This is a genomic window from Thiobacillus thiophilus (genome assembly GCF_055378705.1).
Genome location: NZ_AP042404.1, coordinates 3,016,562 through 3,031,448, shown reverse-complemented (window position 1 = coordinate 3,031,448; position 14,887 = coordinate 3,016,562). Strand labels below are relative to the sequence as shown.

The following is a 14,887-nucleotide window of genomic DNA, read 5'->3' as shown; positions in this document are numbered from 1 at the left end:
TTTTTACTTGGACGCCAGCTCTTCAAGGCGGATGCGCATCACCTGCCCCGCCACGGTATCCAGCGCCTCGATCCTGGCGATCGCGGCGTTGATGTTCTTCTCCACCGTGATATGGGTCAGCAGGATGATGCTGACCTGCTCCTCGCCTTCGGCAGGCTCCTTCTGCACCATGGCGTCGATGGAAATGTCGCCGTCGGCCAGGATGCGGGTGATGTCGGCCAGCACGCCGGGGCGGTCGAAGGCACGCAGACGCAGGTAGTACGCGGTGCGCACCTCGTCCATCGGCAGGATCGGCGTGTCGGCCAGCTGGTCCGGCTGGAACGCCAGATGCGGCACGCGGTGGTGCGGATCGGCGGTGTGCAGGCGGGTAACGTCGACCAGGTCGGCGACCACCGCGGAGGCGGTCGGCTCGGCACCGGCGCCGGCGCCGTAATACAGCGTCGGGCCGACGGCGTCGCCCAGGACCAGCACCGCGTTCATTGCGCCGTCGACGTTGGCGATGAGCCGCCGCTCGGGAATCAGTGTCGGATGCACGCGCAGTTCGATGCCGTTGTCGGCGCGGCGCGCGATGCCCAGCAGCTTGATGCGGTAACCCAGTTCCTCGGCGTACTGCACGTCCTCGCGCGTCAGCTTCGAGATGCCCTCGGTGTAGGCGCGGTCGAACTGCATCGGGATGCCGAAGGCGATCGCCGACAGGATGGTGAGCTTGTGCGCGGCGTCGATGCCCTCGATATCGAAGGTCGGGTCGGCCTCGGCATAGCCCAGGCGTTGCGCCTCCTTCAGCACATCGTCGAAGGCCGCGCCCTTGTCGCGCATTTCGGTGAGGATGAAGTTGCTGGTGCCGTTGATGATGCCGGCCAGCCACTCGATGCGGTTGGCGGTAAGGCCTTCGCGCAGCGCCTTGATGATGGGAATTCCGCCCGCTACCGCCGCCTCGAACGCCACCATCACGCCCCGCGCCTGCGCCGCCGCGAAGATTTCGTTGCCGTATTTGGCGACCAGATGCTTGTTGGCGGTGACCACGTGCTTGCCGTGGGTGATCGCCTGCATCACCAGTTCGCGTGCCGGCTCCAGGCCGCCGATCAGCTCGACCACGATATCGATCTCGGGATCGTCGACGACGTCGAACGGATTGGTCGTCAGCGGCAGGTCGCCGGCCAGCACCTTGGCTTTTTCAAGATTGCGCACCGCCGCGCGCACCACGCGAATTTCGCGCCCGGCGCGGCGGGTGATCTCTTCGGCATTGCGGCGCAGCACGGTGAGCGTGCCGCCCCCGACAGTTCCCAGGCCCAGCAGGCCGACGTTGATGGGTTTCATTGATTAATCTCGTTCAATTTAAATTCTTTACCGCAGAGGCACAGCGACACAGAGGGGGAACCGAATAACGACAGGGTGGGTTTCTCTGTGTCTCTGTGCCTCTGTGGTGAAAATGTTTTCTGCAATTGAAAATCAGCGATGCGCACGCTGGCGATCGAGGAACCGGCTCATGCGCGAGATCGCCTCGGTCAGTTCTTCCTCGTGCGGCAGGAACACCACCCGGATGTGGTCGGGATGCGGCCAGTTGAAGCCGCTGCCCTGCACCACCAGCACGCGCTCCTCTTCGAGCAGGTTGAGGATGAATTTCTGGTCGTCGTGAATGGGGTACTGCTTAGGGTCCAGTTTCGGGAACAGATACATCGCCGCCTTCGGCTTCACGCAGCTCACGCCGGGAATCAGAGTCAGCAACTCGTGCGCCAGGTCGCGCTGGCGCGTCAGCCGCCCGCTTGGCGCGACCAGATCGTTGATGCTCTGGTAGCCGCCCAGCGCGGTCTGGATCGCATACTGCCCCGGCACGTTGGAACACAGGCGCATCGACGCCAGCATGTTGAGTCCTTCCAGATAATCCCTGGCGTGGCGCTTGTCGCCCGACACGATCAGCCAGCCCGAGCGGTAGCCGCAGGAGCGGTAGTTCTTCGACAGGCCGTTAAAGGTGACGACCAGCACATCCTCGGCCAACGAGGCGATCGAGGTGTGGATCACGCCGTCGAACAGTACCTTGTCGTAGATCTCGTCGGCGTACACGATCAACTGGTGCTGACGCGCAATCTCCAGGATTTCCAGCAGCAACTCGTTCGGGTACAGCGCGCCGGTCGGATTATTCGGGTTGATGATGACAATGGCGCGCGTGTTCGGCGTGATCCTGGCACGGATGTCGTCCAGGTCGGGCAGCCAGCCGGCGCCCTCGTCGCACAGATAATGGCGCGGCTTACCACCACCCAGGCTTACCGCGGCGGTCCACAGGGGATAGTCGGGCGCCGGCACCAGCACCTCGTCACCGTTGTTCAGCAGCGCCTGCATCGCCATCACGATCAGTTCGGAGGCGCCGTTGCCGATGAAGATATCGTCGATCTGCACCCCGGGAATGCCCTTGCGCTGGGTCTCGTGCATGATCGCCTTACGCGCCGAGAAGAGCCCCTTCGAATCGCTGTAGCCCGAGGCGTTCGGCAGGTTGAGGATCACGTCCTGCACGATTTCTTCCGGCGCCTCGAAGCCGAACGGCGCCGGGTTGCCGATGTTCAGCTTGATGATGCGGTGGCCCTCTTCCTCCATCTGCCGCGCGCGCGCCATCACCGGCCCGCGGATGTCGTAGCAGACGTTGTCGAGCTTGGACGATTTATGGATGGTGCGTAAGCATGGCTTGTTGTCAGCCGTCACGATGAGCTTCCTGGTCAACCTGCGCAAAACCAAGGCAAAACAACGCCTTGGGAAACGCGCGATTTTACCGGAGGCGCCCTGCCCCGGCAAACGCCGTTGCAGTGGGCGACAGTACCCGGAATTTCACTGAATCTGCTATGGTTTCACCATGAAACTGCACCTCAACACCGACGCCAGCCAGTTACTGTTCACCGGCTATGCCGACGATCACGTTCTCATCAACGGTCAGCGTTTTGATAGCAGCCTGCTGCTGACCGCACGCGGTGTCGAGATCGCACCGTGGGTCGGACAGGGTTTTGAGGCGCTGACCGCCGACCATTTTGAATGGGCAGCCCGTCACGAACTGGATATCCTGCTGCTGGGTACCGGCCCCCGGCAACGCTTTCCCCACCCTTCGCTCACGCGCGCGCTGATGAATGCGCGCATCGGGCTGGAGGTGATGGACATCGGCGCGCTGTGCCGTACCTACAATATTCTTGCGGCAGAGGGACGGAGCGTGGGGGCGGCGGTGTTGATCGAGCCTGCAGCCGAGAACTGAGCCCGTCGTTGTGAGGCGCGTAGTGCTGAAGCAATCCAGTTGATCATGCGCGAAGCACGACCAAGTAGTAAGCACTTTTGCAGGACTGCTGACAGTAGGCCGGGGGTTGCCCGGCCTACGGCCACACGCCCAGGCACATCCCCGGCATCACCTCCCCAAAACTCGAAATCTCCATAAACCCCCCACAATCTTTATGCGGCTGCTTCGAATCCGGGTTACACACCGCCAGCAACTGCGCGATCCCATAAGCCTGCGCACTCTTCAACACCGGCAAGCTGTCATCCACAAATAGCGTCCGCTGTTTGTCAAACGGCTCAACCCCCTGCAGCCCCTGCCAGAAATCCAAATGCTCCTTGGGCACACCCACTTGATGCGACGAGATCAACGCATTGAAATAGGCGTCGATGCGGGTTTCGCGCATTTTGAGTTCGAGGCTCCTGGGATGCGCGTTGGTCACCATGACCATGCGGCGCCCCGATGCGCGCACCGCCTGCAGGAAGGCCGGCACGTCGGGGCGCACCGCGATCAGGTGGGCGACTTCTTCCTTCAACTGCATGATGTCGAGCGCGAGCTCGCTGCTCCAGAAATCCAGGCAGTACCAGTTGAGCGTGCCGCTGTGGCGCGCGTAATGCGCGGTGAGATGTGCATGCGCCACCTCCGGCGCGAGGCCGTGGTACTCGGCATAGCGGCGCGGCATGTGCTCAAGCCAGAAATAGTTGTCGAAATACAGGTCGAGCAGGGTGCCGTCCATGTCGAGGAAGACGGTATCGACCTGCGGCCAGTCGATCATTGCAGCGCCGCCGTCCGGCGCCCCCGTAACTCGTGACGGCACGTCAAAACAGCTCGTCTTTGGAGATGCCGCGCCGCCGCAGCGTCTGCCGCAGCATGCGCAGGGCTTCCATCTGAATCTGCCGCACGCGTTCGCGGGTGACCTGCAGTTCCAGCGCCAGATCTTCCAGGGTGCAGGCCTCGCAGCCGTTCAGGCCGAAGCGCCGCTCGATCACCCAGCGCTGCTTGTCATTGAGCTGCCCCAGCCATTCGCGGACGTGGTGTCCGATTTCCTCAAGCAGCAGCATTTCATCCGGCAGGTGGGCGTTTTCATCGGCGATGGCCTCGCCCAGCGACAGCGCGGGATCGATGTCGAGCGGCGCATCGAGCGAGGCCACCCGCTCGTTCAGCTGCATGATGCGGCGCACGTCCTCGACCGCATGACCGGTCAGGGCGGCGATGTCGTCCGAACTGGCGTCGGCGACGCCGTGCGTTTCCAGATGACGCCTGGCGCGCAGGTAGATGTTGAGTTCCTTGATGATGTGCACCGGCAGGCGGATGGTGCGTGACTGGTTCATGATCGCGCGCTCGATGTTCTGACGGATCCACCAGGTCGCGTAGGTCGAAAAGCGAAAGCCGCGCTCGGGGTCGAATTTTTCCAGCGCGTGGATGAGGCCGAGGTTGCCCTCCTCCACCAGGTCGAGCAGGGTCAGTCCGCGGTTGGCGTAGTGCTTGGCAATGTTGACCACCAGCCGCAGGTTGCGCTCGATCATGGTCTGGCGCGCCTCGAAGTCGCCCTCGACCACGCGCCGCGCCAGCACGACTTCCTCTGCCGGCGTCAGCAGCGGGGCCCGGCCGATTTCGTTGAGATAAAGCTGGGTGACGTCGACCTGCGGCTTGTCGAGGATGGCCGATGCCAGTTCCTCGCTGGTGTCCGCCGGCGCCTGCGGCTCTACTTCGGATTCTTCAGACGTCAGATCGTCCGATTCATCGCTGGGGTCGTGGCTCATGAGCGCTCCGGCAGATAGATCAGGGGATCGAGCGGCTTGCCATAGCGGCGGATTTCGAAATGCAGCTTAACCCGGTCGGCGTCGCTGTCGCCCATCAGGGCAATTTTCTGCCCGGCGGCCACCGTGTCGCCCTCCTTCACCAGAATCGTTTCGTTGTGCGCGTAGGCCGAAAGAAACTCGCCCGCATGCTTGACGATCAGCAACTGCCCGTAGCCGCGCAGGCCGCTGCCGCTGTACACGACCTTGCCGGGCGCCACCGCGACCACCGGCGTATTGCGCTGCCCGACGATGTCGATACCCTTGCCGCCCGCTGCGCCAAAGTGCCCGGCCAGCGTACCCTCGGCCGGCCACAGCCAGCTGTCGACCAGCCCGCTTGCGGCGGGTGCCGGAGGCGGCGGTATCGCTGCGACAGGCGCCGGCCTGGCCACGGCGGGCGCCACCACGGTCACCGGGGCGCCCGACACCTGCGCCCAGCCGGCCTCGGAATACGCCAGCAGTACCGCTTGCGGCTCGCGCAGCACCGGCGGCCCCGTCGGCGTTGCCTCGTCCAATGGACGCGCGCTCGGCACGGGTTCGTCGTCGAGCGGACGGATTTCGACCGCCCCCGGCGGCGGCGCCAGCCGCAGCACCTGGCCGACCAGAATACGGTCGGCCGACTCAAGCCGGTTCCAGATGGCGATCTCGCGGTAATCGAGGCCGTTGGCAAAGGCGATGGCATACAGTGTTTCGCCGCGCTGCACGGTATGCAGGCCATTGGCGGACGGCGCGATCTGCGGCGTAATGGGGCGCGACGCCCCGGATCTGACCGTGCGCCCGGACCGATCGCTTACCGGCGCGGGCCCGGGCGAGGTGCAGGCAGCAAGCCCCAACAGCAACAGGCCCAGCCAGGCGACGGATGCGCGCCCTGCGGCGGCCATTCCGATCGCACGATTCCGGGCAGCCATCCGCATCACGCCACCCCAGGCAGCAGAGGAACGAACTTCACCCTTTCCAGCAGGCGCTCGGTGTACGTATCTCCCTGGCGTTCCCTCACGCACAGCGTCTGCGTGGCATGGCCGAGCGGCATCACCAGACGCCCGTCATCGGCCAGCTGCGCCAGCAGTTCCTGCGGCACCTCGGCAAACGCCGCCGCGATCACGATGGCATCGAACGGTGCGAAATCCCTCACCCCGTGCATGCCGTCGCCGTGCTTGGGCTTGACGTTGTTGACCCTGAGTTCGCGCAGCCGCATACGCGTCCTGCCGACCAGCGCCGCGATGCGTTCCAGCGACACCACCTCGCGCGCCAGCTTGCCCAGCACCGCGGCCTGATAACCGCAGCCCAGACCGATTTCCAGCACGCGGCCGAGCGCACGACCCTGGCCGTTCTCGCCATGGCGCGCCAGTTCGGCCATGCGCGCCACGATGTAGGGGTTGGAAATAGTCTGCCCGAAGCCGATCGGCAACGCGGTGTCTTCGTAGGCGCGCGATTCCAGCGCCTGGTCGACAAACAGGTGGCGCGGCACGCTGCCCATCGCCGACAGCACCATTTCGTCCTTGATACCCTGCTCGCGCAGGCGCTCGACCATGCGGCCGCGCGTGCGCGCCGAGGTCATGCCGATGCCGGCGCGGGGGGTCAGCGTTTCAGCCATGCGTTCACGCTGTCCATCTGGCTGAAACGGGTCAAATCCATTTGCAGCGGAGTGATCGAAATGAAGCCGTTGGCGACGGCATGAAAATCGGTGCCTTCGCCGGCGTCCTGCGCCAGCCCGGCTGCGCCCACCCAGTACACGGTCTGGCCGCGCGGGTTGGTGGTTTTCACCACCGATTCGGCCTTGTGGCGCTTGCCCAGCCGGGTCACGGTGAGGCCTTTCAAATCGACCCAGGCGCGATCCGGCACGTTGACGTTGAGCAGCATCGGCTCGGTCGGCGGCTGCGCCTGGATGCGCTGCACCAGTTCGACCACCACGCGCGCGGCGGCGTCGAAGTGCAGCGCATTGTGGTTGGCGAGCGAGACCGCAATCGACGGAATCCCCAGCAGATAGCCTTCGGTGGCGGCGGCGACGGTGCCGGAGTAAATGGTGTCGTCGCCCATGTTGGCGCCGTGGTTGATGCCGGAAATCACCATGTCTGGCATGTGGTCGAGCATGCCGGTGACGGCCAGATGCACGCAATCGGTGGGAGTGCCGTTGACGTAATAAAAGCCGCTCGGCGCCTGGCGCAGCATCAACGGGCGGTCGAGGGTGAGCGAATTGGAGGCGCCGCTGCGGTCGCGCTCGGGCGCCACCACGGTAATGTCGGCCAGTGGCGCAAGTGCCTGCGCCAGCGCGGCCAGGCCGGGGGCAAAATAACCATCGTCGTTGGACAGCAGGATGCGCATCAGTGGTCGCCTCCGGACAGAACAGGCAATCGGCGCAAGGAATTCATGGCGAGGATGCGGACGTCGAACATGCGCCCGATTCTAACATCCCGCCTTGATCGGTTCAGCCGGGAAACCGTATATCCATCCGCGAAGGGCGCGAAGAAGCACGAAGTGAATGAAATCGTGTAGGGATGGCCTTGCCCCCGGCCTTGCGTTACAGACTTCGTGTCCTCCGCAGACAAGCCGTTTCAGTCATATTCCCGAGTGTAAAACACGTCGAAACTGCTCTGCTGCCCGGCCTGCGTTTCAAGCCGCACATGCGGCGACAACTGGTACAGCACTTTCACCACCTGACTGAGCCCGTCCAGGCTCTGCTCGTAACTCAGCATCGTGCGCGAGGACAAACGCTTGCCGACGCTGACCACGGTACTGGAGAGATCATCACCCTCACCCGCATGCATGCCGAAGCTTTCGATGCGCAGGGCCTCGGCAAGCCGCGCCTGCATGCCCACCGATTCCGCCTGGCTCAGCAGTGCGCCAGCGGCGAGCTGAAGCAGCGCAAATTCCTCCTGCTCCCCCGTTTCCAGGCCGTGTCCCAGCACCAGCCAGGAGAGCTTTTCGGTGTCCGACAGTGCCGGATCGGAATACAGCGTCACCAGCGGGCGCTGCACCGTGCCCCTGACCTGCACGCCAGCCGTGACCGTGGGCGTCTTGCGCACCGCCAGGACATCGATCCCCGGGTTGGCGATCGGGCCGATGAAGCTGAGCACGCCGCGCTCGATGTCGAGCGCCTGCCCATAGGCGGCATAGCGCCCCTTCACCACCTGGATGCGCCCCTCGCCGCGCAGTGCGTCGTTCACGGTGAACACACGCAGCTGCCCCCCCAGACGCGCGTCGAGCCCGCCGCCCTTGAACAGGAAATCGTCGCCCAGATTGAGTTTGAGATCGAGCAGCAGCGGGATGCGCCGCGCGGCGGATTTTTCGCGCGGCGGCCGGCCAACCACGACTACATCCTCCGACAGCTTGGGACGGCTGGCTTCCGGGATTTCGAGGCGGGCGCGGTCGGCGGTGAGTTCACCGGTCAGCTGCATGCGTTTCAGATCGAGATTGAGCTGGCTGACGCCGGAAATGACGATGCGTCGGTCGCTGCGGTTGGTAACGGCAAATTTTTCAAAAGTGAGCGCAAGGCCGGCCTGCGGGTCCCGCAGCCGCGCCTCGCCGCTCACCAGGATGCGCCCACTCTGGCCTTTCAGCACGCCTTCCTGCACCCACACGCGGTCGTCGTCCAGAATGAGTTTGAGCGTGCCGTCGGTAATCGCCACACCTTCCTCCGGCATGGAAAAACGGATCGCGTCGGCGGCAATCCGACCATCGACGCGCGGCGCAGCCAGGGTGCCGCTGCCCGTGAGCTGAGCGTTGAGGCGGGCATCGGCGTTGACGCCGACCGGAATAAAAAGCCTGGCCAGACGCAGATCGGGAATATCGAGCTGCGCCGTCCACGCTAGCGGCGCCGTGCGCGGCAGGGTGAAGAAGGCGCCCTCGCGCAGCAGCGTCGCCTGTCCGTCGGCGCGCAGCTGGCCGGCGTCGCGGCTGGCCGCCTCGATGTGTGCGGTCACGCGGCTGGCCACAGCGTCAAGATTGAGCACCAGCGTCGTCAGCCCCAGACTTTGCGCCGGATCCTTCATCCGTATATCGCCCGACTGGCGACGCAGCCGCAGCTGGCCGTCGAGGCTGTCGCCGGCACGCAGATTCCAGTCGCCATCGATCCTGAGATCGGTGGTGAAAAGCGGCTCGGTTTCCAGCAGCGCCAGCAGCGGCGCCAGCGGCAGGTTGGCGAGCGCGCCGCGGCTGTCAAGCTGAGCGCCCTGGCGGCTGAACTGCTCGACGCTCAGGCGGCCGCCCGCCAGCGTCAGCGCAAGATCGCTCACCTGCTGCTGCTCGCGCGACAGCAGCAGGGTGGCGGGCGCCATCAGCTGCATCGGCCAGGGTCCCTGCGCCGCAGCCTGATTCAGTTTTCCGCGCCATATTTGTTGCTCGTCCAGCCCACCCTCCAGGCTCGCCGTTACCTGCCAATCGGGCATGCGGGCGTCGAGCGTCAGGGTGTGGGCATTGCGGTGGCCCTGCAGCTTGGCGCCAATTGTGCTCAGGCGCTGCCCGGCCAGCGTCACCCCGCGCGCATCCAGCCGGCCGTTGAAGGCGCCGCTGGTTGCGGTCTGCAGGTCGAGCTGCAGTTCCAGCGCGTCGGCGGCGATGTCGCCCGGCAGGCGCAGGCCGCTGGCGGAAAGCACCGCCTCGATCTGCAGCGCAGCAGGGTCGCCGCTGACGCTGCCAGTACTGGCCAGGCGCCCGGCCAGACCGAGCTTGAGGCGCGCCAGCGCGGGGGCGTCGATGTCCCAGGTGAGGCGGTCGCCGGCGTGGCCGAAGGCCCCCTTCACCTTGGCCAGATTGCCGGCCAGGTCGAGGTCGATGTCGGCATCGGCCAGATGCCGGTTTTCGTAGCGCAGCCGGCCCTGCCCGGTGACCGGGCGGTCTTCGAGCTCGCCCGGCGGCAGGGTGAACTGGCTTTGCAGGCGCAGCTCGGGCAGCAATGCGCCGCTCGCTTCGCCGCGTGCATTCAGCCGCCCGCGCGGAAACTTGCCGAAGCGCGCCGGGTTAATCTGCGTGGCGTCGAATTCGGCGGAAAACGCACGGCCGGCATCGAGTCGCAGTTCGCCCTGCGCGGTCAGGCGTCCGGCCTGGCCGCTGAAGTTCGCCGATTCCAGGCGCAGGGTCGCGTCGGCATGGCTGAGGGTGAAGCGGCCCTGGCCCCAGGTTTCAGTCACCTCGCCACCGAGGGTCTGGCGCGTCGCGTCGCCCGCCAGCTGCAACACGGTGCGCATGCGGGTGGCATTGAGGTCGCGGTGCAGTCCGGCGAGGTCCAGGCGCGGGCTTTCCAGGTTCACCGTAAAGCGGCCGTCGCGCCACTGGCCGCCGCCGGTGAATTGTCCGGCCGCGCCGAGGTCGATGACCAGGTCGCTGACGTCGGCGCGGGTGCTGTCGCCGAACACCGCGCCGGTCAGCTTGGCCAGCGGTAGGCGTTCCTGGTCGAGGCGCCCGGCCAGCCGGTTGGAAAGGCTGAAGGTGCCGAGCAGGCGCTCGCCCGGCTGGCCCTCGAATATGCCGGAAAACGCCAGATCGGCACTGGGCGCGCTCGCCGCGAACCGGCGCGGGTCGATGCCCTCGCCGGCCACCAGCAGCCGGGGCAGGCGCACTTTCGCAAACGGCGCCACCTCGCCGCTGGCGAAAAATCGCATGCCCTCCGCCGCTGTATTCAGCTGAAATTCCAGCATGGCCAGTTCCCCGCTCAGTTCGAGCCGCGCCGTCACCGGCAGCGGGTCGCGGCGCACCGCGTCGATCTGCCCCCGCAGCGCGAACGGTGCGTCCTTGCCGAGATCGAGCTGCCCGCCGATGTCCGCCCAGGGCGTCTCCAGCGTCGCGCTGCTCAGCCGGTAGCGCTCGCCGGTGCCGTCGAGGCGGGCCCTGAGATTGCGGAACGTCATGCTCGCGCCCGCCTCGACGATGTCCAGCCGGGCCAGATCAATCACGTGCACCTGCAGGTCGAGCGGCAGGCGCAGGCTGGCGGGAAGCGCGGGCGGCGTCGGGTCCTTTTTCAGGGTGGTTATCCGCATCGCCTGCGCCGCCAGCAGGTCGACCTCGACGCGGCGCTGCCACAGCGCACGCGGCTGCCATTCCAGGCGCAGGCGTTCGATCTCGATGCGCTGGGTGTCGGTGACAAAGGTCAGTTTTCGGATGCCGAGCGGCGCCCCGAGGTGGCCGTCGACGCCTTCGAATTTCAGCCGCTCGCCACTGAGCGCCGTCACCGTTGCGGTCAGCCAGCGAAACCCGCTGGCGGTGGTCGTCATCCAGGCGCCCGCCGCCACCAGCCCCGCCAGCAGGGCCAGCAGCGCGGCCAGGCCCCAGGCAGCGCGTCTCAAAACGACACCCCGAGCGAGAAATGCAGGCGAAATTTCTCGGTGGCCTCGCCATACGCCAGGTCGAGGTTGATCGGCCCCACCGGCGAACGGTAGCGCGCGCCGACGCCGTAGCCGAACACGGGCGACAGGGCGCCGGGGCTGTCGGCCGCATCGCCCGCGTCGACAAACACCGCCATGCCCCAGTTGCCTTTGAAGAAATGGTTGTACTCGACGCTGCCGGTGGCCAGATAACGCACCGATTCCACCCCCCCCTCAAGCGTGCGCCCCAGGCTCTGGTAGGCATAGCCGCGCACCGAGTTGTCGCCGCCGGCACGAAACAGGAAATCGGTGGGAATGCCCTCGCGTGTCTGCGCCAGGACGCTGCCGAGCTCGCCGCGCAGGATCAGCCGCCCGTTGTCGCCGATGCGGAAATACTGGGTGTGGCGGCCGTACAGGCGGACAAAGCTGGTGTCGGTCAACAACGCCTCGGCCGCGCCGCCGCCCTGCAGCGTGAGCACATAGCCGCGCCGCGGATAGAAGTCGCGGCCGATCGTGCGCAAGGTCCACGCATAATTGGGGGTCAGCGCCTGATTGCTCACGCCCACCACATCGCCGATATCCTGCTCTTCGGTCTGGTACTGCAGCGACAGCGTCGTCTCGATCTGTCCGCGCGTGCGGTTGCGCTTGGCCACCAGCGCGGTGGAGCGCGTTTCCTGCCCCTCGATGTCTTCCTGCTTGAGTTGGAATCCCAGGCTGTTCTCGTAGCCCTTGGCATCGTGCGGCCACGCCAGTTCCGCTCCGCCGGTCTGCTGCGCTTCTTCCACACGCGCATCGAGCTTCAGGCGCAAGCCCCGATCCAGGATGTTCCGGTGCACCCACGACGTCGACACCCGTGCACCGGTGTCGGTGCTGATGCCGACCCCCACGCTGAACAGCTTTTCCGGTCGCTCCACTACCTCCACCTGGATCGGCACCGCCGCCGCCAGCGCCGGATCGGGCTCGATGCGCACCGTGGCCTGCGCGAAATAGCCGCTGGCCTCCAGCGCCGTCTGGTAGTCCAGCAGATCCTGCTGGCGATACGGCTGGCCGGGCTTCAGCGGATTCAGGTTGCGGATGATCGACTCGGCATAACGCTGGTTGCCGCTGATCGCCGGCTGGCCGTAAAAAAACGCCGGCCCGCTGTCCACCGTCACGTTCAAATCCGCCGATTGCGTTTCGGGGTCGATGTGCGCCTCGCTCGCCGCCAGCCGCGCCGTCGGATAACGCACCGTCAGCAACGGCCCCAGCAGGGCCAGCTTGGCCGCATCCCAGTCGGCCTGGCGAAACGGCATCTGCGGCTGCAGCATGAAATTGCGCTCGGTGCGTGCGCGCAACCGCGCCCCCGCCCCGTCCGCGTCGGCCAGCGCCCCGGCAAAGTCGATCTTCAGGGTGCGGACCCGTGTGCGTGGCCCCGGCGTCACCGCAAAACGCATCACCCAGTCGTTTTCCGACTGCGTCAGACTGCTGTCGATCTGCGGTGAGAAATACCCCTCGGTCGCCAGCAGTTCGCGCGCGGTTTCCTCGCTCACCCCGCGCAGCCGCGCCAGTTCCGCCTCATCCAGCGTCTCGCCCAGCCGCGCCGCCCGTGCCGCTTCCAGGTACTGGTCCAGCAGCGGCTTGAGCTCATCCGGCGCCGCTACCTCCACCGTCAGGGCGTGCGCCGGCGTCGCGCACAGCGCGGCAAGAAACAGCAGGGTTCTGAAAATGGGTGAAGGCAAAACAGTCCACGAGAACGAAGTCGTCGCTTCATTCTAGGGGGTGCGCGGGGATCGGGCAAAAAATACGGGAGAAGCAAACGGGATCGATGCTCAGGTCACGCGCATGTTCCTGAACTGCCACGGATCGTCGCTGTCCAGCAGCCTCGCGGAAGGGCCAGCCCCTGTCGCGCAGCGATGCCCAGTCGCCATGGACCCCCACCGTCTCACCCAGATACGGCTCGGCGATTTCCGGCACCAGCGTATGGTCGAGATCGTCGGGCGCCACCACGCCTGCCGCGGGATTGGCGGTGACCTACCAGCGTCTCGGCAGGCAGGGCGCGGCTGAGACCGCGCACAATCAGTTCACCCGGCCGGCCACGCCCGGCTGTAGCCCGGCGTGGCCAAACTCAACCGCAACGACAACCCTCAGCCCTTCCCCGCTTCCTCATCCAGCTTCTTCAGGTGCGCCAGTTTCTCGGCGATCTTGCCTTCCAGTCCGCGCGGGGTGGGCTGGTACCAGTTCTGTTCTTCGATGCCGTCGGGGAAGTAGCGTTCGCCGGCGGCGTAGGCTTCGGGCTCGTCGTGGGCGTAGCGGTAGGCGCGGCCGTAGCCCAGTTCCTTCATCAGCCTGGTGGGGGCGTTGCGCAGGTGGATGGGGACGTCGTTGGAAGGGTTGGACTGGACGAAGGCACGCGCGGCGTTGTAGGCGACGTAGGCGGCGTTGCTCTTGGGCGCGCAGGCCAGATACAGGCAGGCTTCGGCCAGCGCGAGTTCGCCTTCGGGGCTGCCGAGGCGTTCGTAGGTGGCGACGGCGTCGAGCGCGATGCCGAGCGCACGCGGGTCGGCCAGGCCGATGTCCTCGCTGGCCATGCGGATCAGCCGCCGGCCGAGGTAGCGCGGGTCGGCGCCGCCGTCGAGCATGCGCACCAGCCAGTAGAGCGAGGCGTCGGGGTCGCTGCCGCGCACGCTTTTGTGCAGCGCGGAAATCTGGTCGTAGAAGGCTTCGCCACCCTTGTCGAAGCGGCGCAGCGATTGCGCCAGCGCGTTCTCGACGAAGGCGGCGTCGACCTCCTTCACCTGCGAGGTGCGTGCGGCGATGTCGAGCTGCTCCAGCAGGTTCAAAAGCTTCCTGGCATCGCCGTCGGCGTAGGCGGCCAGCAGCTTGTCGACGCCCTCGCCCAGCTTCAGGTCCGGTAGCGCCTTCAGCGCGCGCTGCATCAGCTGGCCGAGCTCGTCGGCCGTCAACGATTTCAGCACGTAGACCTGGGCGCGCGACAGCAGCGCGCCGACGACTTCGAACGAGGGATTTTCGGTGGTGGCGCCGATGAAGGTGAACAGGCCGGATTCGACGTGCGGCAAAAACGCGTCCTGCTGCGCCTTGTTGAAGCGGTGGACTTCGTCGACGAACAAAATGGTGGTACGGGCCAGGGTCTGGTTCATGCGCGCGCGCTCGACCGCTTCGCGGATGTCCTTGACGCCGGAGAGCACAGCGGAGATGGCGATGAAGTCGGCGCCGAAGGCCTGCGCGGTCAGCCGCGCCAGCGTGGTCTTGCCGACGCCCGGCGGCCCCCACAGGATCATCGAATGCAGCCTGCCGGAATCGAAGGCCAGCCGCAGCGGCTTGCCGGGGCCCAATAGATGCGTCTGGCCGACGACGTCGGCGAGGGTGCGCGGGCGCAGGCGCTCGGCCAGCGGTGCGTGGGGATCGTCGCGCGCGGGCTCGGGGGTGTCGGTTTGGAAAAGGTCTTGGGTGGACATTGCCGCCAATTATCCGCTAGAACCGCTGTAGCAGCGGCGTACTGGGTGCACTCCGTGCACCGATTGACACCCGAAGATGCACGGAGTGCA

General features: G+C 66.1%; 12 protein-coding genes. 1 reads left to right on the top strand and 11 read right to left on the bottom strand.

The genetic code is table 11. From position 1 onward, the window contains the following. Positions 1-3: 3 nt before the first annotated feature. Positions 4-1,317 carry a homoserine dehydrogenase gene (locus tag ACZ41T_RS15245; RefSeq protein WP_464922206.1) on the bottom strand — a complete coding sequence of 438 codons (1,314 nt, stop codon included), beginning with the start codon at positions 1,315-1,317 and terminating at the stop codon, positions 4-6. A gap of 132 nt (positions 1,318-1,449) precedes the next feature. Beyond that, positions 1,450-2,694 (bottom strand): pyridoxal phosphate-dependent aminotransferase, encoded by a 1,245-nt coding sequence (locus ACZ41T_RS15240; RefSeq protein WP_464922205.1) that lies wholly within the window; start codon positions 2,692-2,694, stop codon positions 1,450-1,452. Positions 2,695-2,842: 148 nt separating this feature from the next. Here ACZ41T_RS15240 and ACZ41T_RS15235 point away from each other — a divergent pair, with 148 nt between their 5' ends. Continuing rightward, complete coding sequence (locus ACZ41T_RS15235) at positions 2,843-3,232, top strand: Mth938-like domain-containing protein (protein ID WP_464922204.1); 390 nt, start codon at positions 2,843-2,845, stop codon at positions 3,230-3,232. Positions 3,233-3,347: 115 nt separating this feature from the next. On the opposite strand, the gene yrfG is transcribed toward ACZ41T_RS15235, so the two are convergent. The 9 genes from yrfG to ACZ41T_RS15190 all read right to left on the bottom strand — a co-directional run bounded on the left by yrfG (position 3,348) and on the right by ACZ41T_RS15190 (position 14,797). Further along, positions 3,348-4,022, bottom strand: coding sequence for a GMP/IMP nucleotidase (gene yrfG, locus ACZ41T_RS15230; RefSeq protein WP_464922203.1), 675 nt, complete (start codon positions 4,020-4,022; stop codon positions 3,348-3,350). A gap of 43 nt (positions 4,023-4,065) precedes the next feature. Beyond that, positions 4,066-5,010 carry an RNA polymerase sigma factor RpoS gene (gene rpoS, locus ACZ41T_RS15225; protein ID WP_464922202.1) on the bottom strand — a complete coding sequence of 315 codons (945 nt, stop codon included), beginning with the start codon at positions 5,008-5,010 and terminating at the stop codon, positions 4,066-4,068. After that, positions 5,007-5,954 carry a peptidoglycan DD-metalloendopeptidase family protein gene (locus ACZ41T_RS15220; RefSeq protein ID WP_464922201.1) on the bottom strand — a complete coding sequence of 316 codons (948 nt, stop codon included), beginning with the start codon at positions 5,952-5,954 and terminating at the stop codon, positions 5,007-5,009. The genes rpoS and ACZ41T_RS15220 overlap by 4 nt, the downstream gene beginning before the upstream one ends. 5 nt (positions 5,955-5,959) lie before the next feature. Beyond that, the gene (locus tag ACZ41T_RS15215) at positions 5,960-6,640 is read right to left on the bottom strand and encodes a protein-L-isoaspartate(D-aspartate) O-methyltransferase (protein ID WP_464922200.1); all 681 of its coding nucleotides are present in this window, start codon (positions 6,638-6,640) and stop codon (positions 5,960-5,962) included. Next, positions 6,625-7,368 (bottom strand): 5'/3'-nucleotidase SurE, encoded by a 744-nt coding sequence (gene surE, locus ACZ41T_RS15210; RefSeq protein ID WP_464922199.1) that lies wholly within the window; start codon positions 7,366-7,368, stop codon positions 6,625-6,627. Before surE ends, ACZ41T_RS15215 begins: the two co-directional genes overlap by 16 nt. Positions 7,369-7,598: 230 nt before the next feature. After that, complete coding sequence (locus tag ACZ41T_RS15205) at positions 7,599-11,324, bottom strand: translocation/assembly module TamB domain-containing protein (RefSeq protein ID WP_464922198.1); 3,726 nt, start codon at positions 11,322-11,324, stop codon at positions 7,599-7,601. Continuing rightward, positions 11,321-13,060 carry an autotransporter assembly complex protein TamA gene (locus ACZ41T_RS15200; protein WP_464922197.1) on the bottom strand — a complete coding sequence of 580 codons (1,740 nt, stop codon included), beginning with the start codon at positions 13,058-13,060 and terminating at the stop codon, positions 11,321-11,323. The genes ACZ41T_RS15205 and ACZ41T_RS15200 overlap by 4 nt, the downstream gene beginning before the upstream one ends. Before the next feature lie 28 nt (positions 13,061-13,088). Further along, positions 13,089-13,325, bottom strand: a complete 237-nt coding sequence (locus tag ACZ41T_RS15195; protein ID WP_464922196.1) for a hypothetical protein — start codon at positions 13,323-13,325, stop codon at positions 13,089-13,091. A 140-nt stretch (positions 13,326-13,465) separates the two neighbouring features. Then, positions 13,466-14,797, bottom strand: a complete 1,332-nt coding sequence (locus ACZ41T_RS15190; protein ID WP_464922195.1) for a replication-associated recombination protein A — start codon at positions 14,795-14,797, stop codon at positions 13,466-13,468. Positions 14,798-14,887 lie beyond the last annotated feature (90 nt).